The sequence below is a fragment of the Nonomuraea sp. NPDC050153 genome, from assembly GCF_044460125.1.
Taxonomy (GTDB): Bacteria; Actinomycetota; Actinomycetes; order Streptosporangiales; family Streptosporangiaceae; genus Nonomuraea.
The window spans coordinates 210,517-230,426 of the sequence record NZ_JBITJQ010000003.1; the positions used below are offsets into that span (position 1 = coordinate 210,517).

Sequence of the window (19,910 nt, forward strand, 5' to 3'; positions counted from 1 at the left end):
CTCCAGTGGTGCCACGCGACGTACGCCCAGGGCGGCTCAGCGAGGTACGCGAGCGGCGAGAGCGCTTGCGTCAGCCGAGAGCTGACCGCCGGGCAAATATAGAGGGGCGCCGTCCACTGAGACGGCGTTCATTACCGAGCAGGCGTGCTCGCCCTAGCCTTGAGTCCGTTGTTGCTCGGCAAGGGAGCCTCATGACTCACGGCAAAGCTCAGCCCGCCTACGCCACGTTGGCCAGTGACCTCCGCCAGCGGATCGCCAGCGGAGAGTATCCGCCCGGCGGGATGATCCCGTCCGAGACGGCGCTCATGCAGACGTACGGCGTCGCTCGCGGCACCGTACGGCAAGCACTCGCGGAGCTGGAACGCGAGGGCCTCGTCGTGAGCCAGATGGGTCGCGGTCGCAGAGTGCAAGGCCAGGCCGCAGAAGGCGCGAAGCCTGCCACGCGCTACGAGGACGTGGCGAACCAACTCCGCGTCGCCATCAAAGCCGGAGAGTTCCCTTCTGATGTCCGACTGCCTGGTGAACCTGTCCTCGCCGAAAGGTTCGGCACGGCGCGCATCACGGTACGCAAGGCCCTGGAACTGCTTCAGCAGGAGGGCCTGATCGTCGTCATCCCCAGCAAAGGCCGTTTCGTGGCCACCGGTTCGCCGCCGAGCAACACGAGCAGAGAGGGCTGATCCATGACCGAGACCCCCACCACGCGAGGCTTCTGCCAGCAGGACGCGTACAGAGCGCTCGTCGCTGCCTGCGAGCACGCCGGGCTGGACAGCCACGGGGCGGTGCCCATACGGCTCGGTGAGAACGCGCTGTATCGCCTCGTATCGGCACCGGTGGTGGTGAGGATCGCTCGGAGCGTGGATCTCCTCTCCGATGTTCGGAAGGAAGTGGCGGTCGCGAACTGGCTGGAAGAAGCCGACTTCCCGGGTGTGCGCCTGTTCCCGGACTGTCCTCAGGCGGCTGTTCACGAGGGTCGGGTGGTGACGTTCTGGCTGTACATGGACAGTGGTGGGCCGGCGCCAGGATTCGCTGATCTGGTGGTGATGCTCAGGCAATTGCACGACGTTCCGAAGCCGGTGGATCTGGTGCTGCCGCTGTTCGACCCGCTGGCTCGCGTGGAGGATCGCTTGGACAACGCCTCCAGCGTCGCGGACGAGGACCTTGAGTTCCTGCGCCAGCGGGTCAAAGACCTCTACGTCGAGTACAACACCCTCGACTTCGCTCTGCCCGCCGGCCACATTCACGGCGACGGGCACAAGAACAACCTTCTCCGCCGTACGGACGGACGCGTGATCCTGCTCGACTTCGAGGCGTTCGCCTGGGGGCCGCGCGAGTGGGATCTCTGCACGGGCATCGGCATCCCGTTCAGGGGGTTCCAGTGGGTCTCGACGGATGAGTACACACAGGCTGTGGACGCGTACGGCTTCGACATCACCGAATGGCCAGGCTTCCACACCCTGCGCCGGATCCGGGAGACCACGATGACCACATGGCTCATGCAGAACGTAGACCAGGGCCCGGAGATCCGCGAAGAGTTCGATCGGCGCATGGCGTCCCTGCGTCATGACGTCCTGCCGCGCGTCTGGAGACCGTTCTGAAGACAGCCATGGCGCTGCCGCGCTCGTAAGGTCGGTGCCGACGCTATGGGCTGCTGCTTGTGGTGGGCGGCGGATTCCCGCTTCGCACCCGTGATCCGAATGTGATGACGAGCTTCTCCTCTAGGAGGTTGTGGTGCCAGATCATATCTTCCTGTGAAATCCATGGATCGAACGGGCAGTCGACCCCATTCGGCATCTCCGAAGCCTGTAACGTCGCCGCTGCAGTCGTCGCTCAGCGGCTTCGCTCTACTTGTCACGCTGGGCAGTCTGGCCGGTTGTGCTTCGACGGGCGACAGCCTGCCGAGCGGCCAGGGCGGCGCTGTGGTCCACGCTGCGATGCAGGTGAAACCGGCCGCTTTCCGCGCCGCGCCATCGTCTTCTCCCCGAGATGCGGCATTGAGAAGTCCGCTTTACCGGACGTCCCGAATCGCCAAGATGAAGTGTGAGATGCCCCGGCTGGAGGATGGCAATTGGGGCTCGATGCGACGCTATATGCAGACCGTGAGTGGCTGCCTCGACCGTGTATGGGCGAAGCAGTTCGCCAAGATGCATAAGTCTTATAAAGCGCCCAAGCGCTACTTTCTGAAGGCGCGGATCAACGTTGCCGCTTGCGGCGGGACAATGCCGCAAGCGGGCGCATACGGCACCTACTGCCCAGATAACAAGACATATTACGTGCTGGCGGAATCCAGGACATGGGCTTCCAGGAACGGGATGTGGGCTGCGCATCTCGTTGCCCATGAGCATGGTCATTACATCCAGGACCTGGCCGGCATTCTTGACTATGCGGATGAGCTCCAGGCCAATGCTGCGACTGAGGACGAGAGCGTGCTGGCCGAGAACAGGAGCGAAGATCAGGCTGGCTGCTTCGCCGCAGCTGCGCTGCAAGCGACCCGCGATACCTTGCCGTCGTGGTCCAAGTTCATGGCGATGTACAAGAGGGAAAAGGACCTCAAGGCCTACGGGGCATGGCTGGATCGGGGGTTCAGCAGCGGCCGACCCGGCTCCTGCAACACTTGGACCGCGCCGAGTAAGAACATCGGGTAGGGCCGAAATCGCATATGGCGCCCGCCTTGCGGGCGCCATATCCCGAGAGGGCGCGACAGTCGGTCTCTGGCTTGTTGGTCGACGAGGTCTACCTCGGAGTTGCGAGGATGTCTATCGCCTCAAGAATGGCGATCAAGGGCATCTCGGCGAAGGTGTTGTACGGGTCGTCCTGAACGCTCGGCTTGGAGCAACAACCGGGCTGGGGGCTTCCGCCAAATGGTTATTTCGCCGCGCCGGCCTCTGATCGGGCTCGTGCGAGCCGTGTCTCAGCGAACGTCTGAAACTCGCGCACCCTTGGATCGTTCCCGTAGCGCGCGAGCTGCTTGACGAAGTCCCGTACGTAGCGCCGTGTCCTGGCTGACCGCAGGTCGGCCACGGTGGTCACCACCTCGCGCGCTACCGCGAGGCCGTGTTCCAGTTCGCCGCCGGCCACGTGGCTCGTCGCCAGGATGGTTCGCACGAAGGAGAGGCTGCGCACGTAGAGGCTCTCGGAGAGCTCCACGCTCTCCAGCACCCGATCGCGGGCCCGGTGGTGGTGGCCGAGGTCGCGGAAGCAGTGGGCGAACTCCGCCGCCAGCTCGGCCTCGTCGAAGTACCGCAGCCACACCGGATCATCCTCAGGCGTCCGCCGCTCGAACCAGCGCTCGGCCTCTCCAAGCGCCCTGCTGCACGCGGCCTCATCGCCCTGAGATGCCAGCGCTCGCGCCTCCATGGCGCTGAACAACGCCATGGCCGTGGGCGTGGCCGCGTCCTTCGCTCCCATCTGTGCGGCTCGTGCGAGGTTCACGGCCATGCCGTAGTGGCCGAGGTAGTTGGCCTGGTGGCTCATGCCGGCCAGGATGCGGCCGCCGAGCATCCGATTATCGGCCTCGCGTGCCAGGTGGAGAGCTTTGGTCATGTACTGCTGGGCAAGGCCGTGGCGTCCGGTGTCGTACGCCATCCAGGCTGCTAGGCGCAGCATGGCCGCGGTCTCGGAGAGGAACTGCTTGCCGAGTGCCGTGTCCGGCCTGACGTGCTTGAGAAGCGGCTCCACCTCCATGGCGATGTACTGCACCACTGTGGACCGCGCGTGGCCGCCGCCGAACCGGTAGTCCAGCTTCGCGAACATCGCAGTCGTCTCGCGTACGGCCTCGACGCTGGACGCGGTGACCAGCCGTCCTTCCGCCAGGAGCTTTGGGATCGGTACAGGGTTCACCAGCCACGTGACCATGGAGTCGTTCCAGGAGTCCGTGCAGACGTCGCTCTCGACCACCTGGGGGTTGGCCGAGAGGTCGCCTGATACGAGGACTGTCACACCATCGCTCAGACCGTCGGCCTGTTGCTTGCGCGGGCTGGCCTTGAGCGGCGTCGCCTCCGCGTACATCATGCCGATGTCGCGGACGCTCACACGCTCGCCGAGCTTCCGGCTGAGGGCCTCGGCGATGAAGTGGGGCGTCATTCCGCGGGGGTGCATTCCGTCGAGCCAGCGTTTCACCGACACGTGATCGCAGCGGATGTCCGCACCATGGTTCACGGCCACGTCCTGTACCCGCCGGGCGAGGGCCTTGTTAGAGCATGCGGCTCTCGTCATGACCACTGCGAGCTGGTGATTCGGCTCTCGGAGCTTCATGGCACTCCCGGCGCGCAGCGGGTTCGCAACCCTGGGTGATCAAGATGTCGCCGACAGTTTGCACCCCCTCCGGGCCGTCGTGCACCCCCATTCGCTCAATTGCACCGTCTTTTGAACGCTGCCGTACCCCCTGACCTGCGCGGTTTTCTGGTGCCACGAACACGGCGAGCCCCGAAAGAAGCTTGACGGACTCGCCAAGCCTGTTCTATACCTGTACAGGACAGAATCTCAGATTGAGGGCCTGTCAGCAGGAGAGACAGGCCCGACCGCGACCAGAAGGGATCACCACCAAATGCCTGCTCTCCGACCCCGACGCTTCATGCCCACGGTGCTGATGATCCTCGCGGCCTTCTTCGTGATCACTCAGCCGCACAAGGCCGCAGTTGCCGTCAACGCCGCCGTGGACGCCGTACTGACGATCGCCCAAGCCCTGACCGCCTTCAGCAACGGTCTCGGCTGAACCGCCAAACAAAGAAGCCGGGGTGCGGCCCAAAGTCGCCAAACCTGATCCGCACCCCGGCACCCCTTAGAAGAGGTGTCTTCATCATGACCCACGGGTCCAGCAACATTCAGCCCACATCCGACCTGCCCATGCGCAGCGCGACCTGGAGGTCCATTCAGTGGATCTGCCTCGTCTGCGGCGGCGCCGAGGAGATCGCGCCCGACGAGGAGGCTCCGACGCCTCCCGTCTGCCCGACCTGCCACCGGCTCGCCGTCGCCGAGGCCCTCGCCGGCCTGCTGGGGGCGCGGCGATGAACGAGGTGACCGCCGCCGTCCTGGGCGACGAGGCACTGTCCGATCTCCGTGACGATCTGCTGAACGCCAACCCGGCCTGCGAGAGCAGCGATGCCGAGCTCTTCACCGGCCCTGACCTGTTCGAGCCCGAGCCGGAGGACACGCGGGAGGCCCGGGAAGCGAAGGCCAAGACCATCTGTGCCCGATGCCCGGCCCGCGGCGCCTGCCTGGCCTACGCGCTGGCTGTACTCCCCGAGGCCGGCATCTGGGCGGGCCTCACCACCGACGAACTCCGCGACCTGCGAAAGGTAGCCGCCTGATGGCCCGCTTCCAGTGCGCCGACTGCGGCAAGCGCTCGCGTAGCGCGTACCGGTGCCGTGGTTGCGGCGTCCGTCGCCAGGTCGAACTCTGTGCCGCGCACGGCACCCGCTGCCTGCCCGGCTGCCGCATGTGCCGCATCCTCGCCCGCTCTCAGTCCGGCATCTGAAGGGAGGTCCCATGCACGAACCGACCCGTACCGCCCGCCTGTCGCCGTGGCCGCTCAACTGGTGCCCGCGCTGCAAGGCGCAGCTCGACGGCGGCCCCGTCCAGTTCTACTGCGCGTCGTGCCGCCGCGGCGTATTCGCCGCAGACCTCGACCACGAGATCCAAGCCCCGATGAGGAAGGCCGCATGATCACCGTCCTGCTCTACCTGATCACGTTCACTGCAGGGTTCCTCTCCTGCGACTTGGTCCGCATCGCGCAGGAGCGCCTGCGCCTGCGCCAAGCCGTACGCTTCACCGTCGACGCGGCCGGATCGCCGGACAAGGTGCTCCGCATCTGGTCCAGCCACCGCGCGAACTGGTGCGACCGCCCTGGCTGCCCGCGTTGCCGGGGACGGTGGGGCCGATGACCGCCACCACCTACGGACCTCGCCCACTGAGCGAAGGCGAGCAGACCGCCATCTCGGTCACCGCGGCTGCCGTGGCCGGACTGGGTCTGCTCGGGTTCGTGATCAGCTTCGCCACGGTGGCCAAGGCGGCTGTGCCGTCCTTCGGATGGTTTGCCTGGATCGTTCCACTCGGTATCGACCTCGGCATCGCCGTCTTCTCCGCGCTGGACATCGTCCTAGCTCGGCTCGGCATGCGCCTCCGCCTGCTCCGGCTGGTGCCCTGGTCGCTGACCAGCGCCACTGTCTACCTGAACGTGGCCAGCGAGGAAACCCTGTTCGGGATCGTCGCCCACGCCATGCTCCCCGGCCTGTGGGTCGTGGCCGTGGAGGTCGGTGCGTACGCCATCCGCAAACGTGCCGACCTGGCCAAGCCCGACCACATGGAATCCATCCGGCTCTCCCGGTGGCTGCTCGCCCTCCCGTCCACCTTCGCCCTGTGGCGTCGGATGGTGCTGTGGGAGATCCGTTCCTATCCGAACGCTCTCGGCCGCGAGCGTGACCGTATCCTCGCCCGCACCGACCTCCAGGACCGGTACGGCTGGCTCTGGCGCTTCAAGGCCACGCGCCGCGAACGAGCGCTCTACCGGCTCGGCGAGCTGACGCCTGACCGCGTCCAACTCGGACCGGTGGCCGAGCGTCCCGCGCTGCCGCCGAAACCCAAGCACAGGGCCGCGAAGAAGACCGTAAAACGATCTCGCGCCGACGTGGACGATCTGATTCCGCTCGGCTGGCAGGTCGCCGCCGACCACGAGACGCGCGGAATCCCGCTCACCCGCGACCGGCTCCGCGACGCCATCCGGCAGACCGGCCAGTCCGTCTCCACCGACCGCGCCGGGGCACTCCTGGCCCGCCTGCGGACCGAAGCACCGCCAGACCGGACCACGACCGCCGGACCGACCGCCGACACCGAGGCGGACGGACCGGAAGACCCGACCGCGGACGAACAACCGGACGAAGCGCGGTCCGACCGCGCGCCGTCGCAGAAGCAGGGCGCGGCCTCCACTCCGCCAAGAACAGTGGCCGCGCCCCGCCACCCCGCTACCGCCAAGGCACACGAGGTGTACTCATCATGACCCACGACCCGCACGAGCCCGACCGCCGTCCGGCCCCCGGCCACGAACTCGACGGCTTCGAATGGACCGACCGCGCCCAGGCCGAAGACGGCGACGCGGAGGTCGTACCGCTCGACTCCCGACGTCGTACGCACCAGACCGACGAACCGACATCGGACGACGACTTCTTCGACCGCGAGACGATCGCCATCACCGACCGGGTCACCGGCCCGCCGGTTGACCCGCCCGACGAGGACGCCGCACCGGTAACCACTCCGGTCAAGCATCGCCGTGCGCCGATCATCCCGGCATGGCTGCGCACCTGGCAGTCCATCCGCGCCATGATCGCCTGGCAGCTCCGCGACGCCGCATACGTCCTCGGGTACCACGGCGCTCGCTCGCCGAAGTACCTGGTCAAGATGCTCTGGTACGCAATCCCGGGCGTCTTCAAGTCCATAGGCCAGCTGCTGCACTGGGCGACGGCAGAGGAGGGCAACTGGGCGCTCCGCCAGTACGCCGCCGACCGTAACGACGCCGAGCTGTGGCTCAAGCTGGACAGGCAGCGCCAACGCCAGTCCCGCTGGCGCTGGTCGGTCGTGCTTGCGCTGACCATCGTCGCCCTGGTGAGCCTGCTGGCCTTCCTGGTAGTCGATGTGCCCGGCTGGCTGCGCCTCGGCGCGCTGGTCCTGGCCGTACCGCTGCTGGCCCGAGCGGGACGACCCGCCGACAGCCCGATCACCGACCGCGTGAGCGATGGCCCGCGCTACCGCAAGCTCACCGCCGAGCTGGTACGGCGCGCGCTGTTGCACTGCGGTATCTCCGGCATCACCCAGGCTGTCAGCAAGGATCCGAACGCGATCAGCTTTCCGCAGGAGATCCACCGGGACGGCCCTGGCCACCTGGCCATCATCGACCTGCCGTTCGGTGTGGAAGCCGCGGAGGTGGTGGCCCGCCGAGGCCGCCTCGCCTCAGCCATGCGGCTCCCCATGGACCAGGTCTGGCCCGAACCGGCCGCCGGCCACCCCGGCCGCCTCGCCCTGTGGGTCGGCTACGAACCCGCCTCACAGATGAAGCAGCCGCCCTGGCCGCTGCTGCGAGACGGCCAGGTGGACGTCTTCAAGCCGTTCCCGTTCGCCACGACACCGCGCATGGAGACCGTCAACGCCGAGCTGGTGTTCCGCAACTGGCTCGTCGGTGGACAGCCCGGCTCCGGCAAGACGTTCGGACTGAGGCTCGCGGTCCTGGCCGCCGCCCTCGACCCTCGCGCCGAGCTGCGGATCTACGAGCTGAAGGGAGTAGGCGACTTCAAGGTCCTGGAGCCGGTCTGCATCGAGTACGGCAACGGCTTCGACGACGAGACGATCGCCCGATGCGCCGCGATGTTCGCCTGGCTGTACAAGGAGTGCGAACGCCGCTCCAAGCGCATCGCCCACTACCACGCCCTCGGCAAGGCACCCGAGAACAAGGTCACTCCCGAACTCGCCTCGCTCAAGGGCTCCGGCCTGCACCCGCTGATCGTGGCCGTGGACGAGATCCAAGAACTGTTCCTGCACCCGCAGTACGGCAAGGAAGCCGGGGAGATCTGCGAGAAGGTCATCAAGCTCGGCCGCGCCCTCGGCGTGATCCTGCTCCTGGGCACCCAGATCCCGGACAAGGACAGCCTGCCGACCGGCATCACCCGCAACGTCAACACCCGCTACTGCATGAGCGTCGCCGACCAGACCGCCAACGACATGATCCTCGGCACCTCCATGTACAAGCAGGGCTACCGCGCCACGGTGTTCCAGCCGGTGGTGGAGGCCGGATGGGGCATCCTGGCGGGCCTCGGCAAGCCCGCCGCCCGCCGCTCCTACTACCTCGACACCAACGACGCCGACAAGGTCATCGAACGCGCCAAGCGGCTCCGCGGCTTGGCCGGCACCCTGCCCGAGCCCGGCACCCAGGCTCGCGAGGACGCACCCGTCTTCGACGTCCTGGCCGACCTCGCCGAGGTCTGGCCCGCCGGAGAGAACGCGGCCTGGAACGAAGCCCTGTGCACCCGCCTGACCGAACTTCGACCCGACGTCTACACCGGCTGGAAGTCGGAACAACTCACCAGCGCCCTCAAGCCGCACGGGCTGCGCGTGGGCGATATCGGCCGCCGTATCGACGGCAAGCCCGTCACCCGACGCGGCATCCGTCTGGATGATCTCACCGAGGCCATCGCCGAGCGTAACCGTCAGAAGCGTTCTGGCTGACCCGCCATGGGGGTGCTAGCGCTAGCAGCCGACCCTGCTAGCGCTAGCACCCCCGCTAGCACCAGAAACAGGCCCCGGCCAGGCCGTTAGCACGCTAGCGGCCCTCCTCGACCACACCTGAAAACGGCCCAGGAGGCCATCGTGCACCCTGCCCTGCTCTTCGCTATCACCACGATCATCAGCACCCTCTGCTACGCCTCACGGTGCTACCTGAGCCCGTTCCGCCGCTGCCGCAAGTGCGAAGGCAAGGGCCGCATCCCACACCGCCGCGGTGGCACTCGGTACTGCCGCCGCTGCGACGCCACCGGCCTACGCCTGCGCCTCGGCCGCCACCTCTGGAACTACGTCCGCCACCTGCATCACGACGGCCGATAACCACGAGCGGCCCCGGCGCACAGCCACCAAGCACGACGCCGGGGCCATGCCCCAACCGATCACCGGCCCCGCAGGCCGACTCAAGGAGCACCCACCAGCATGACACCTCACCCACCCCGCCAGACGCGGTCTTACGCGCTGGCCGCCGCCGCCCGAGGCTGGCACGTCTTCCCGCTCACACCGGGGGACAAGGTGCCGCTCAAGGGCTGGAAGTGGAAGGAGCACCACACGACCGACCCCGACATCATCAGCCGCTTCTGGAGCGGCACCGCGTTCAACATCGGCATCGCCACCGGCCCATCCCGCCTGGTCGTCATCGACCTCGACACCCCGAAGGCAGGTGAGCAGCCACCACCGCCCTGGAACCAGCCCGGCGTGAACGACGGGGCCGACGTCCTGGCACTGCTGTGCGAGGAGGTCGGCCAGCCGCTACCCCTAGAGACCTTCCAGGTCCGCACCCGTCGAGGCGGCACGCACCTTTACTTCACCGCTCCCGAAAGGCTGACGCTCGGCAACACGTCCGGTGCCAAGGGACAAGGTCTCGGCTGGCTGATCGACACCCGTGCCACCGGCGGGTACGTCGTCGGCCCCGGCAGCTTCGTCACGTTGCCTGACGGCACTGGAACCTACGACGTCATTCACACCATCAACCCCGCACCACTGCCGCACTGGCTCGCCGAACGCCTCACACCATCGACACCCGAACGGCCATCGATCCGCTTCACGGCTGCCGACGTGTTGGCGACACTCGGCACTCAATCGACCGGCTACGCACTGGCCGCACTCCGCAATGAACTTCAGCACGTACTCGACGCCACGCCGGGCACCCGCAACCACACCTTGAACGCCGCAGCCTTCGCCCTCGGCCAGCTCGTTGCCACGGGCCTGCTGCCGCACCACCTGACCGAGGACGCCCTGCACACCGCCGCTCAAGCTATCGGCCTGTCCCCCCGAGAGGCCACGGCCACCATCCGCTCCGGTCTCACCTCCGGAGCACGCCAGCCACGCCGGGGGATCGCATGACCAACCCACTCGACGCCAACACCATCCTGGAGAACCTCGACGCCAATGCCACCATCGCCCGCCTGCACCGCGACCTGACCACCGGCCTACCTGCACCGGCTCCGGCCGCCGCCCCCGCCATGTTCTATGGCCTGCCAGGGGAGCTGGTGAAGGCCGCCGACCCGTCCACCGAGGCCGATCCTGTGGGCGTCCTGGTCTCCGCCCTGTCGGCCTGTGGCGCCGTCATCGGCCCTGGCCCGTTCGTCCAGATCGGCAACACCCGCCACCCACTCCTGATCTGGCCGCTGCTGTTCGGCCGCACCGGCTCTGGCCGCAAAGGCCAGGCCACCGACACCGCCGAGATCTTCCTGCACCACGCCGGCACCGGCTACGCCGACCTCTGCGTCACTGGCCTGTCCTCCGGCGAAGGGTTGATCGAACGCATCCGCGACCCCGACAGCCCGGACGACCCCGGCGGCACGATGGACAAGCGCCTGTCGGTCACCGAGCCGGAGTTCTCCACCGTCATGGCCCGCGCCAAGCGCGAGGGCTCCACGCTCGGCACGATGCTCCGCCAAGCATGGGACGGCCGCACCCTGGCCGTGCTCACCCGTAACGCCTACCGGGCATCCAACCCGCACATCGCGATCATCGGCCACATCACGCCCAAAGAGTTCCGCATGCGCTTGGCGGAGGCGGACATGGCCGGCGGCTCCTACAACCGCTTCCTACCGATCTACGTCGAGCGCTCCAAGCGCCTGCCCATCCCCGAAGGCGTAGCACCCGATCTCCTGGCCAGCCTTAGCGGCAAGCTCCACGACGCCATAAAGCAGGCTCGCCAGATCAAGCGCATCGCCCTCGACGAGACGGCCCGTGTCCTGTGGTCGACCGAGCTGTACGAGGAGTTCACCGCCGCCGACGACGAAGACCACGCCTGGACCGAGTTTACCCGCCGCTCCGCCCCGTACTGCCTGCGTATCGCGGCTCTGTACGCCGCCCTCGAAGCCCGCGCTCAGATCACTGCCGCTGACCTTCAGGCTGCCGCTGCCCTGGTCCGCTACTCCATCACCTCGGCCATCTTCGTCCTCGACAAGCAGATGCGAGACCCGAAGATCGACCGCATCCGTCGCGCCCTCGATCAAGCCGCCGACACCGGGCTGACCCGATCAGAGATCAGTGCACTGTTCTCCCGCAACGTGCCCAAACAGACCCTCGACGAGCTGTTGGCCAGCCTCACCGCCACGGGCCAGTACGAGGCGTTCACCACACCCACCGGAGGCCGCCCGTCCGTCCGCTACCGCCGTAGCAGCCCCGACGAAGAAAGAAGAAACAAGCCCTCATGACCCACATGACCCAGCTTTCAGCAGCGAAAACGCGCTCGGCGTGGATCGCATCTTCCTTCGTTGTCCACGAAAGAACTCGGCAACCTCGCCCGACACCAGGTGAGCAGAGCCGATCACCACCACCCCGGGATCTGACTCGCGAGAACAACAGCCCAACCGCGCCCAACTGGCTCTTTCTTCTTTCTTCGTCCCGACGACACCCGGCCCACAGCCACCAAGCACGGGGCCGCTCACCCAACCACCTGATCCGCAAGGAGACGCCCTTTGGCCACCGGCCCGAACTCACGAGGGATGCTCACCCTCCCCGAGCTCTGCACCGAACTCCAGATCTCCCGCTCGACCTTCTACGACTGGCGAGCCAAGGGCCGCGCGCCACGCTGCCTCAAGCTCCCCAACGGCGATCTCCGCATCCGCCGGACCGACCTGGACCGCTGGCTCGACACGATGGAGGAGGCCGCCTGATGAAGGACATCACCTACGACGTACGCATCTACAAGACCGAGATCTACAAGGGCAAGACGGCCACCACCTACTACGTCCGCTGGAAGGTCGGCGGCAAAGCCTGGCGCAAGCCGTTCCGCAACGCGGCCCAAGCCGACACCTACCGCGGCGAGCTCCAAGCCGCTGCCCGTAGGGGAGAGGCGTTCAGCCGCGCCATCGGCGAGCCCGTCTCCTGGGGCCGCACGCACCAGGCAGAGATGAGCTGGTACGACTTCGTCTGCAAGTTCGTGGACATGAAGTGGAAGGCAGCCGCGCCGAAGTACCGCCAGGACATCGCCCGCGCGCTCACCGCCGCCACGCCGGCCATGTACAGCACGGTGCGCGGCAAGCCGGAAGACCGCGAGCTCCGCACCGCCATGCACCGCTGGACCTGCAACACCAAGCAGCGTAAGGAAGCCCCCGAGGAAGCCGAAACCGCCCTGCGCTGGCTGGTGCACAACACCAAGCCCGTCTCCGCCCTCACCGACGACCCCGGTCTCGTTCGTGACCTCTTGGACGCCGCCACGTCCCTTCTGAACGGCCAGCGCGCCGCACCCAACACCGTGCGCAAACACCGGATGCTGCTGTCCAACGCCCTCGACTACGCCGTAGAACTCAAGCTACTGCCCGCCAACCCACTCAAGACGCTGAAGTGGAAGCCACCGGCCAGCACCTACGAAGTGGACCGGCGCAGCGTCGTCAACCACGCCCAGGCCAAGGCATTGCTCGCCGCCGTGAAGGCGCAGAAGCCAAGCGGCGAGCGCCTCGTCGCGTTCTTCGCCCTGATGTACTACGCCGCCCTCCGCCCCGAGGAGGCCATCAACCTGCGCCGCGACAACATCACCCTCCCACCTCTCGCCAAGACCCCGGAATCCGGCGAGATGGAGGAGCCAGCAAACGCCTGGGGAGAACTCCACCTGCTCAAGGCCGCGCCCTACTCCGGACGGGAATGGACCGACACCGGCACCGCCAGACAGGAACGCGCGCTCAAGCACCGCGCCGAAGGCCACACCCGTACGGTGCCCATCCCTCCACCACTGGTCCGCATCCTTCGGGCACACCTCGCAGAGTTCGGCAAAGGGCCGGATGGACGCGTCTTCTATGGAGTGCAGGGCGGAGAGCTTCCATTCATCACCTACCGACGCGCCTGGAAGGCCGCACGGAAAGTGGCTCTCATGGCCAAGGAGTTCGCCTCACCTTCGGCGGCCCGTCCGTACGACCTCCGCCACGCCTGCGTTTCGACCTGGCTCAACGCCGGCGTCCCCGCTCCCCAGGTCGCCGAGTGGGCAGGCCACAGCGTGGACGTGCTCTTGCGCGTCTACGCCAAGTGCATCGTCGGCCAAGACGAGATCGCCAAGCGCCGAATCTCTGACGCCTTGGAGTGAAGTCCCGGCCTGCGGAGGTGCCTCACATGCCTGATGGGCACCTCCGCAGGCCCTGTGTTGGGCCGAGTGTCTGGACAAGGTCATCCCCGCGTGCGCGGGGAGCACGATGGCGCGCTGGGGGCGCCGGGGAGAGCGCCGGGACCATCCCCGCGTGCGCGGGGAGCACTCCGCTCGTGGTTGGTTGTCATCGGCCTTCCCGGGACCATCCCCGCGTGCGCGGGGAGCACAGGTGGCCTGCGTTGCGACGTCAGTCACGGTCGGGACCATCCCCGCGTGCGCGGGGAGCACAGGTGGCCTGCGTTGCGACGTCAGTCACGGTCGGGACCATCCCCGCGTGCGCGGGGAGCACGTCTCAGCGCTGAACGCTGCCCATGAGGACTGGGGACCATCCCCGCGTGCGCGGGGAGCACATGCCGATCTTCTCCACGGTCGCGATGTAGGCGGGACCACCCCCGCGTGCGCGGGGAGCACCATCTCCGCCTAATCCGTACATTCACGGAACTGGGACCATCCCCGCGTGCGCGGGGAGCACTCTCGTTGACCTGGGCATTTAGCGGCTGCCAAGGGCGTTTTTGAGTACTTTCATTGAATCGGACATTGTGGACTCCCGGTAGGGCTGGCCTATGACAACGAGACATCGCGTCCGGCTGTCCGAGGCGTGGAGTGTTGTATACCACCGGCCGCGCGCACATTTTGCGTGATCACGCGTCAACGATCGGCCCCAGCCGCTCAAACTCGAGCCTCGCGCATAGCCACCCGGGTCTACTGGTCATAGGCAGGGGACGTGATCGTGTTGGTGTCATGCGATTCCGTACTTCCGCCTGATGGAGTCAGCTTCTTCCTCGGTCACCTCACTCGGCGTACGGCCCAGCAACTGCCGTAACTCGTCCATGATTGCCTGTCCAGAGGTTCGGGCTCGCGTACTGAACAGGTTGAGTTGGGCGTCGAAGTGCTTGGCGGTGGGGCCGGTCCAGACCTTGCCGGAACGGAACATCCGGCAGGGCCTCTCGACGTCAGAATTGATCTGCTCGATCATCGGGCCGACCGTGCGGATAGCGTGCTGGAGCGCCTCGTGCAGCGGGTTGCTCACCATCGCGGGCATCGGCTCAGTCCTTCGTCTTGGCCTCGACGATCAGCTTCGGCCCGACAAGCTTCATCAAGGCCACCACGTCGGCGGTGTTGTCCCGCCCTTTGACGCCTCGCCACAGCTCCACGATCACTTGATCGAGGCCGTGCACCAGAGTCGCGGACGCTTGGGTGTTGTCGGCACTGCCGTCCTGCCCATAATGGCCGATCGCGCCGGGAACGATCTCCGGTAGTGGTTTGGCGCCTTTGCTGATCACCCAATCGACCTCTTCTTTTGATCCATCGGGAGACAGGGTTACGTCCAGTACTTTCGGCCCGTTCGATTGGTAGATGAAACATCCGCCGGAGCTCCCGCCTTCGTTTGTGGACATGGTGAAGCGTCCCTTCACCACGGGGTCCTGCACGCCAGTCATCAGTCGCACCGCGTCGAGTGGAATGTAGTCGCAGAGGTATGGCGGAGCCGCAACCGATGGGAGTGGTGTCGTGTTCACTGGAGGCTTATCTTGCGAACACGCAGTCAGCAGAGACAGTGCGCTCAGCGTTGCGACAGGAAGAGCGAGATATGGCCTCATGATGCCTTGAACTCCGAGAACCCTCTTTCGAAGCCCGTTTCCAGGTCTCCGGAGATCTTTTCCCAGGGAGGCCCGGCAAGACCGTCGTAGAGCCATCTTTCATAGGCGTCGAGCCGCGGGTGGATGTCGTCATCGTACGGCGTCATTTCACGGAATGTCATGAGCGAGTTCCCGTCGTCTTTCAAGAAGTTGTTGGGTGACTTCCGAGGGGCTTCTCCCTTTTCTGCACCTTCCAGGGAACTCCACGGATGCGTACTGGCGGGCGGATCGGGCTTTCCGAACAACCCGTTCTTGAGCATGGCATCGGCGGCGATCTGATCGAGCAAGAACTTCGCCTGGCTCTTGGCTGTGTTGGCGTTGTACGTTGCCTTGTCGGTGTTCTCCGTCGTCTTGGCGGCGTCTTCGATCATGCTGTTCCATGCGCCCACAGTGCCGGCCGTTATCGCTCCGGCAGCCGTCTGCGGGATCGCGAGCCCGGTGTTGACCACCGCCATGAATAGCTTCATGCTCCGCTCCTGCGCCTCATCCAACTCCTTGCCTTGCTGGATCTTGGCGAGCCCGCTGGAATCGGTGATCAACCCGAAGCCCGCCCCGGCTTCCTGCGCGCTGGCCTTGAGAACAGACTCACCTTTGCCATCGGCCACCTGTGCAGCGGCATAATTGAGCAGGCCTTTCGTCCATGCCGTCTGCGCTGCCGTGACGGTGCCCAATGCGTTCGGGTCGTGCTTGAACGCATCCTCCATAGCCTTGCGCAGATCCTCTTTCTTGAACTGTGCTCCCCATACCTGATCTTCTGCTGGAAGATTCGCACGGTGGGCGCCGAACACGCTGGAATCCTCATCACGAGTTGCTTTGGCGACGCGGTTGACGTCGTTGATGTAGGCGGCCAGGATGCGCGCGGTGGTGCCGGTTGTCGCGAAGGAAGGGCCTTCGGTGCCTGCCAGGACACGCTGGCCCTCCCAGTGAATGAATTCCGAAGCTATCTTGGCCGAGATGAATCCGGGCGACGGTTCTTGCGGTGTGCCGGAGTGGTCCCGGTAGGTCATGGTCGCGGCTTCGAGCGCTTTTCCGAAAGCTGCTCCGTTGTCGTACATCGGCCGCTCGGTGACGTACCGCTTCATGATGCTGGGATCTCCGGCGAAGAAGTCCTGAGCCGCCTTCGGGTGGTTGGCCAGCGCCGTCATCACGCCAATCATAGGATCCTGTGGAATGCCCGCCGAAGCGGCATCATTCCAGGTCTTGCGGTCCAGACCTTCCAGCGTCCTGGCCACGGCCACCAGGAAATCTCGTTCGTAAGTCCCGTGGGGGAGGAGCGCGGAGAGTGCGTGCTGATCCACCGGTACTCGCAGATTCGACAGCAACTCCTTGCGCCATGACGCGTTCAACCGCGAACTGGCCGCACCGAGCGCCTTGCCCAGTGCCGCCTGTAAGCGCCGCTTGTTGGAATCCTTCTGGTACACCAGCGCCGCCATGAGATTCCGGAACCGCTCGGTCCCCAGCGCATACATCAGAGATGTGGCGAACCCCTCATCCCCCACCCGCTTCTCCAACTCGGCGATGGTCTTCTCGTCTACCGCGCCGTTCCGGCTGACCTCACCCAGCTTGAGCGCGGCAGCGTACACGTCCGGATCGCCGGAAGCCCCGCTGTACATCGTCTCGTCGAACGGGCGCAGCCCGCCGGTCGTATCTGTGCCCCATTCCGTGGTCACGGCCTGGATCGTCTCGTTGCGCCGCCGTAACTCCGGCCGCTTGGCGCCGATCCAGTTGCCGAGCTCCCGCATCGCGTTCAGCCGCGAGGTGTCCAGGTCGAGGTTCTCCAGCATCCGGCGGATCTGTGGCTCGTTGCGGCCGAGTATGTTCTCCGCTTGGCCGAGGTCGCGCTCGAAGTCGTGCATCAGCTTCGGATCGATCCCCGAGTACTCCCAGTCGGGCGGCTGCGCCATCGCCGGTGGGGTGAGGGAAGGAGGTGCCGGGGCCGTGTCGGTGCGGGCCGGGCGGTCGGCCGGCGGTTGATCGGGTGACGCCTGGGGGGTCGGCGACGGCGGGGTCGTCATGACGGGTCTCCAGTACGTACGAGGACGTCCGGATTGTCCCTCAGCCACGCCTTTCCCGCGAGGGGCGCATAACGCACCAGCATTGTCATTTCCCGGCTTTGAGATGCTGAGACGCCAGGACGTACGCAGCGCACGCTCCGCGGGTTAGCTCCCATAAGCAGACGGTCAGATCAGATTGGGCAACCGTAGATCACTTGATTCTGTCCGCGATTCTCGCAACCAACCGCTCAGCGTGACCGTCTACCTACTGTCGGTTAATGATCTCGGGGGTGATGGTGAACGCTCTTCCACCGTGTGCGTACATCCGCAGGACACCAGCCAGGCCACGCCGAAAGTGGCGAGCAGCATGGATGGCGCTCGCTCTCGCTGGGACCATGGGATTCAGTGGCGGCTTCGGCTACTCGCTGGGCCAGGCCGCTCAACAACCTCGGCAACCGACCCACCCGAAGCTGGCAGCCATGTCAGTCACACCAGATCGACCCCCTTCGACGCCCCCTGTGCCCCCATCGGCCAGTCCATCTCCTGCCGCCACGCACGATCGTTCAGTGCCGAAGCGGATCTCCCGCCCTGTACCCGAGCAGGAGCTTCGGCCCAAGCACGCCAAGGTCAACAAGCGCCATCACAAACGCCACAAGCACCACGCGAGCAGAAAGCACCGCAGGGTGCACCGCGCACCGTGCGCCCGGTTCGAGGGCTTCAAGGCCCGGTTGTGCCGAACCCTGTTCCAGCGGCACTGAAACATCCGCCAACACTGATCACGATGCCCGCGCGACTCTACGTCGCCCGTGGGGCCATCCCCGCGCGGGGAGCACAGATCTGGTCGGCCAGCCACACCTGGGCCACGGGGATCACCCCCGCGTGTGCGGGGAGCACCGCAGCGCGACCGTGTCGGGCGTCTTGCCCTTGGGATCACCCCCGCGTGCGCGGCGAGCACTCCGATGCTCGGCCTAGGAACGCGTGCTCGATGGGATCAGCCCCGCGTGCGCGGGGAGCACGCCGGCCTGCTCTGCACCATTGAGGCTATGGAGGGGTCACCCCCGCGTGCGCGGGGAGCACGCCACGGTCCCGGGCCAGCCGGGCGCGCAAGAGGGGTCACCCCCGCGTGCGCGGGGAGCACACGACGCGTCGTGAATCGCGTTCGCTGATGTCGGGGTCACCCCCGCGTGCGCGGGGAGCACCGAACACGGCCGGGTCGCAGAGAGAGACGATTGGGGTCACCCCCGCGTGCGCGGGGAGCACAAGCACGTGCCCGCGTTCAAGGCGGGCGACAGGGGGTCACCCCCGCGTGCGCGGGGAGCACTCTTGTTGACCTGCGACGTTGTCCGCGATTGGGCTCGGAATTGAGCACTTCCATAGAAAAGGGCATACCGGACATTTTGGTTATCAAGCTGCTGACTAGGTCGTCCCAGGCTGCATCATCGGCGGGGTAGCAGGCAACTTGGCTCCACTCCCCGCAAGATGTGGCTGTCCCCGTGTGCACGGAGAACACCCCCGGACCCTCCGCGACGGATCCTCCATGCAGGACCATCCCCGCGTGCGCGGGGAGCACGTGCCCGCGCAGGCCGGGCATGGCATCCACTCGGGACCATCCCCGCGTGCGCGGGGAGCACCGTCCTGATCGCACCACGTTGAGCGACGGGTAGGGACCATCCCCGCGTGCGCGGGGAGCACATGACCGGGCTCGGATTCCAGACCGTGCAGCCGGGACCATCCCCGCGTGCGCGGGGAGCACGGAGACGCCGGCCCGCCCCCGTCCGGCTGGACGGGACCATCCCCGCGTGCGCGGGGAGCACGGGCCCGGCGGCATCATCAGTGCCCTCTGGATGGGACCATCCCCGCGTGCGCGGGGAGCACTTCGCGGCGGCATCCAAGGTGCCGCTGACCGCGGGACCATCCCCGCGTGCGCGGGGAGCACTCAATGAGGCCACTCACAACGACGCTGAGGACGGGACCATCCCCGCGTGCGCGGGGAGCACGACGGAAACTTCCCGGACCCGGCCACCCTCCAGGGACCATCCCCGCGTGCGCGGGGAGCACTGACAACGGAGCGTGCCCCTCGTTGACGTGCTGGGACCATCCCCGCGTGCGCGGGGAGCACTTCTGAAGGCTGCGGGTGGAGGCGGTTCTGGCGGGACCATCCCCGCGTGCGCGGGGAGCACGGTGAGGACACGGGAGCGTTCTCCGTCGCAGCGGGACCATCCCCGCGTGCGCGGGGAGCACCCAAGTCCGGTTTCATCTCAGCCGCAAATCGTGGGGACCATCCCCGCGTGCGCGGGGAGCACGACGACACTTCGCCGTGGAATCGGTAGACGCGGGGACCATCCCCGCGTGCGCGGGGAGCACAACGCGTACACCAGGCACCGGGGGTCGACATGGGGACCATCCCCGCGTGCGCGGGGAGCACTG

General features: G+C 66.6%; 20 protein-coding genes and 3 CRISPR repeat arrays (1 of these 23 running past the window's edge). Of the genes, 16 read left to right on the forward strand and 4 right to left on the reverse strand.

Translation table 11 applies throughout. The features are described from left to right. The first annotated feature begins 191 nt into the window (after window positions 1-191). From ACIBQ1_RS09140 to ACIBQ1_RS09150, 3 genes are all read left to right on the forward strand, one after another. Window positions 192-677, forward strand: coding sequence for a GntR family transcriptional regulator (locus ACIBQ1_RS09140; protein ID WP_397275842.1), 486 nt, complete (start codon window positions 192-194; stop codon window positions 675-677). 3 nt (window positions 678-680) lie between these two features. After that, window positions 681-1,595: a phosphotransferase enzyme family protein gene (locus ACIBQ1_RS09145; RefSeq protein WP_397275844.1), complete on the forward strand. Its 915-nt coding sequence runs from the start codon at window positions 681-683 to the stop codon at window positions 1,593-1,595. A 162-nt stretch (window positions 1,596-1,757) separates the two neighbouring features. Beyond that, a complete protein-coding gene (locus ACIBQ1_RS09150; protein ID WP_397276740.1) occupies window positions 1,758-2,642 on the forward strand; it encodes a neutral zinc metallopeptidase in 885 nt (294 codons plus the stop codon). Between the two features lie 220 nt (window positions 2,643-2,862). Here the strand turns inward: ACIBQ1_RS09150 and ACIBQ1_RS09155 are convergent, their stop codons facing one another. Beyond that, window positions 2,863-4,080, reverse strand: a complete 1,218-nt coding sequence (locus ACIBQ1_RS09155) for a hypothetical protein (protein ID WP_397275846.1) — start codon at window positions 4,078-4,080, stop codon at window positions 2,863-2,865. 490 nt (window positions 4,081-4,570) lie between these two features. On the opposite strand from ACIBQ1_RS09155, the gene ACIBQ1_RS09160 reads away from it, so the two are divergent. From ACIBQ1_RS09160 to ACIBQ1_RS09215, 12 genes are all read left to right on the forward strand, one after another. Beyond that, complete coding sequence (locus tag ACIBQ1_RS09160; RefSeq protein WP_397275848.1) at window positions 4,571-4,711, forward strand: hypothetical protein; 141 nt, start codon at window positions 4,571-4,573, stop codon at window positions 4,709-4,711. Window positions 4,712-4,797: 86 nt separating this feature from the next. Next, a complete protein-coding gene (locus ACIBQ1_RS09165; protein WP_397275850.1) occupies window positions 4,798-5,007 on the forward strand; it encodes a hypothetical protein in 210 nt (69 codons plus the stop codon). Then, window positions 5,004-5,306 (forward strand): WhiB family transcriptional regulator, encoded by a 303-nt coding sequence (locus ACIBQ1_RS09170; RefSeq protein ID WP_397275851.1) that lies wholly within the window; start codon window positions 5,004-5,006, stop codon window positions 5,304-5,306. Before ACIBQ1_RS09165 ends, ACIBQ1_RS09170 begins: the two co-directional genes overlap by 4 nt. 178 nt (window positions 5,307-5,484) lie before the next feature. Continuing rightward, window positions 5,485-5,661, forward strand: a complete 177-nt coding sequence (locus ACIBQ1_RS09175) for a hypothetical protein (RefSeq protein ID WP_397275852.1) — start codon at window positions 5,485-5,487, stop codon at window positions 5,659-5,661. Continuing rightward, window positions 5,658-5,879, forward strand: a complete 222-nt coding sequence (locus ACIBQ1_RS09180) for a hypothetical protein (protein WP_397275853.1) — start codon at window positions 5,658-5,660, stop codon at window positions 5,877-5,879. Before ACIBQ1_RS09175 ends, ACIBQ1_RS09180 begins: the two co-directional genes overlap by 4 nt. After that, entirely contained in the window at window positions 5,876-6,991 is a 1,116-nt protein-coding gene (locus ACIBQ1_RS09185) for a DUF2637 domain-containing protein (RefSeq protein WP_397275854.1), read from the forward strand. The genes ACIBQ1_RS09180 and ACIBQ1_RS09185 overlap by 4 nt, the downstream gene beginning before the upstream one ends. Continuing rightward, complete coding sequence (locus ACIBQ1_RS09190; RefSeq protein ID WP_397275855.1) at window positions 6,988-9,207, forward strand: cell division protein FtsK; 2,220 nt, start codon at window positions 6,988-6,990, stop codon at window positions 9,205-9,207. The genes ACIBQ1_RS09185 and ACIBQ1_RS09190 overlap by 4 nt, the downstream gene beginning before the upstream one ends. A 141-nt stretch (window positions 9,208-9,348) precedes the next feature. Beyond that, window positions 9,349-9,582: a hypothetical protein gene (locus ACIBQ1_RS09195; RefSeq protein ID WP_397275857.1), complete on the forward strand. Its 234-nt coding sequence runs from the start codon at window positions 9,349-9,351 to the stop codon at window positions 9,580-9,582. A gap of 99 nt (window positions 9,583-9,681) precedes the next feature. Continuing rightward, the gene (locus ACIBQ1_RS09200) at window positions 9,682-10,605 is read left to right on the forward strand and encodes a bifunctional DNA primase/polymerase (RefSeq protein ID WP_397275858.1); all 924 of its coding nucleotides are present in this window, start codon (window positions 9,682-9,684) and stop codon (window positions 10,603-10,605) included. Next, window positions 10,602-11,927: a DUF3987 domain-containing protein gene (locus tag ACIBQ1_RS09205; protein ID WP_397275859.1), complete on the forward strand. Its 1,326-nt coding sequence runs from the start codon at window positions 10,602-10,604 to the stop codon at window positions 11,925-11,927. Before ACIBQ1_RS09200 ends, ACIBQ1_RS09205 begins: the two co-directional genes overlap by 4 nt. A 264-nt stretch (window positions 11,928-12,191) precedes the next feature. Then, window positions 12,192-12,389 carry a helix-turn-helix transcriptional regulator gene (locus tag ACIBQ1_RS09210; protein WP_397275860.1) on the forward strand — a complete coding sequence of 66 codons (198 nt, stop codon included), beginning with the start codon at window positions 12,192-12,194 and terminating at the stop codon, window positions 12,387-12,389. Further along, entirely contained in the window at window positions 12,389-13,792 is a 1,404-nt protein-coding gene (locus ACIBQ1_RS09215) for a tyrosine-type recombinase/integrase (protein ID WP_397275861.1), read from the forward strand. Before ACIBQ1_RS09210 ends, ACIBQ1_RS09215 begins: the two co-directional genes overlap by 1 nt. Before the next feature lie 76 nt (window positions 13,793-13,868). After that, window positions 13,869-14,324: direct repeats of the CRISPR family, unit length 29 nt; unit sequence GGGACCATCCCCGCGTGCGCGGGGAGCAC. A 267-nt stretch (window positions 14,325-14,591) separates the two neighbouring features. Here the strand turns inward: ACIBQ1_RS09215 and ACIBQ1_RS09220 are convergent. From ACIBQ1_RS09220 to ACIBQ1_RS09230, 3 genes are all read right to left on the reverse strand, one after another. Continuing rightward, window positions 14,592-14,894 (reverse strand): hypothetical protein, encoded by a 303-nt coding sequence (locus tag ACIBQ1_RS09220; RefSeq protein WP_397275863.1) that lies wholly within the window; start codon window positions 14,892-14,894, stop codon window positions 14,592-14,594. 4 nt (window positions 14,895-14,898) lie between these two features. Next, window positions 14,899-15,291: a hypothetical protein gene (locus tag ACIBQ1_RS09225; protein WP_397275864.1), complete on the reverse strand. Its 393-nt coding sequence runs from the start codon at window positions 15,289-15,291 to the stop codon at window positions 14,899-14,901. A 155-nt stretch (window positions 15,292-15,446) separates the two neighbouring features. After that, window positions 15,447-17,504, reverse strand: coding sequence for a hypothetical protein (locus tag ACIBQ1_RS09230; RefSeq protein WP_397275865.1), 2,058 nt, complete (start codon window positions 17,502-17,504; stop codon window positions 15,447-15,449). A 545-nt stretch (window positions 17,505-18,049) separates the two neighbouring features. On the opposite strand from ACIBQ1_RS09230, the gene ACIBQ1_RS09235 reads away from it, so the two are divergent. Next, complete coding sequence (locus ACIBQ1_RS09235; RefSeq protein WP_397275867.1) at window positions 18,050-18,241, forward strand: hypothetical protein; 192 nt, start codon at window positions 18,050-18,052, stop codon at window positions 18,239-18,241. A 111-nt stretch (window positions 18,242-18,352) separates the two neighbouring features. Beyond that, window positions 18,353-18,804: direct repeats of the CRISPR family, unit length 25 nt; unit sequence TCACCCCCGCGTGCGCGGGGAGCAC. 220 nt (window positions 18,805-19,024) lie between these two features. Then, a CRISPR array of direct repeats spans window positions 19,025-19,910; the repeat unit is 29 nt; unit sequence GGGACCATCCCCGCGTGCGCGGGGAGCAC; it runs 306 nt beyond the window's last position.

Bases quoted from the DNA above. Each gene is read 5' to 3' on its own strand.
- ACIBQ1_RS09140 (WP_397275842.1), top strand. From the start codon at position 192: ATGACTCACGGCAAAGCTCAGCCCGCCTACGCCACGTTGGCCAGTGAC.
- ACIBQ1_RS09145 (WP_397275844.1), top strand. From the start codon at position 681: ATGACCGAGACCCCCACCACGCGAGGCTTCTGCCAGCAGGACGCGTAC.
- ACIBQ1_RS09150 (WP_397276740.1), top strand. From the start codon at position 1,758: ATGGATCGAACGGGCAGTCGACCCCATTCGGCATCTCCGAAGCCTGTA.
- ACIBQ1_RS09155 (WP_397275846.1), bottom strand. From the start codon at position 4,080: ATGACGCCCCACTTCATCGCCGAGGCCCTCAGCCGGAAGCTCGGCGAG.
- ACIBQ1_RS09160 (WP_397275848.1), top strand. From the start codon at position 4,571: ATGCCCACGGTGCTGATGATCCTCGCGGCCTTCTTCGTGATCACTCAG.
- ACIBQ1_RS09165 (WP_397275850.1), top strand. From the start codon at position 4,798: ATGACCCACGGGTCCAGCAACATTCAGCCCACATCCGACCTGCCCATG.
- ACIBQ1_RS09170 (WP_397275851.1), top strand. From the start codon at position 5,004: ATGAACGAGGTGACCGCCGCCGTCCTGGGCGACGAGGCACTGTCCGAT.
- ACIBQ1_RS09175 (WP_397275852.1), top strand. From the start codon at position 5,485: ATGCACGAACCGACCCGTACCGCCCGCCTGTCGCCGTGGCCGCTCAAC.
- ACIBQ1_RS09180 (WP_397275853.1), top strand. From the start codon at position 5,658: ATGATCACCGTCCTGCTCTACCTGATCACGTTCACTGCAGGGTTCCTC.
- ACIBQ1_RS09185 (WP_397275854.1), top strand. From the start codon at position 5,876: ATGACCGCCACCACCTACGGACCTCGCCCACTGAGCGAAGGCGAGCAG.
- ACIBQ1_RS09190 (WP_397275855.1), top strand. From the start codon at position 6,988: ATGACCCACGACCCGCACGAGCCCGACCGCCGTCCGGCCCCCGGCCAC.
- ACIBQ1_RS09200 (WP_397275858.1), top strand. From the start codon at position 9,682: ATGACACCTCACCCACCCCGCCAGACGCGGTCTTACGCGCTGGCCGCC.
- ACIBQ1_RS09205 (WP_397275859.1), top strand. From the start codon at position 10,602: ATGACCAACCCACTCGACGCCAACACCATCCTGGAGAACCTCGACGCC.
- ACIBQ1_RS09215 (WP_397275861.1), top strand. From the start codon at position 12,389: ATGAAGGACATCACCTACGACGTACGCATCTACAAGACCGAGATCTAC.
- ACIBQ1_RS09220 (WP_397275863.1), bottom strand. From the start codon at position 14,894: ATGCCCGCGATGGTGAGCAACCCGCTGCACGAGGCGCTCCAGCACGCT.
- ACIBQ1_RS09225 (WP_397275864.1), bottom strand. From the start codon at position 15,291: ATGACTGGCGTGCAGGACCCCGTGGTGAAGGGACGCTTCACCATGTCC.
- ACIBQ1_RS09230 (WP_397275865.1), bottom strand. From the start codon at position 17,504: ATGACGACCCCGCCGTCGCCGACCCCCCAGGCGTCACCCGATCAACCG.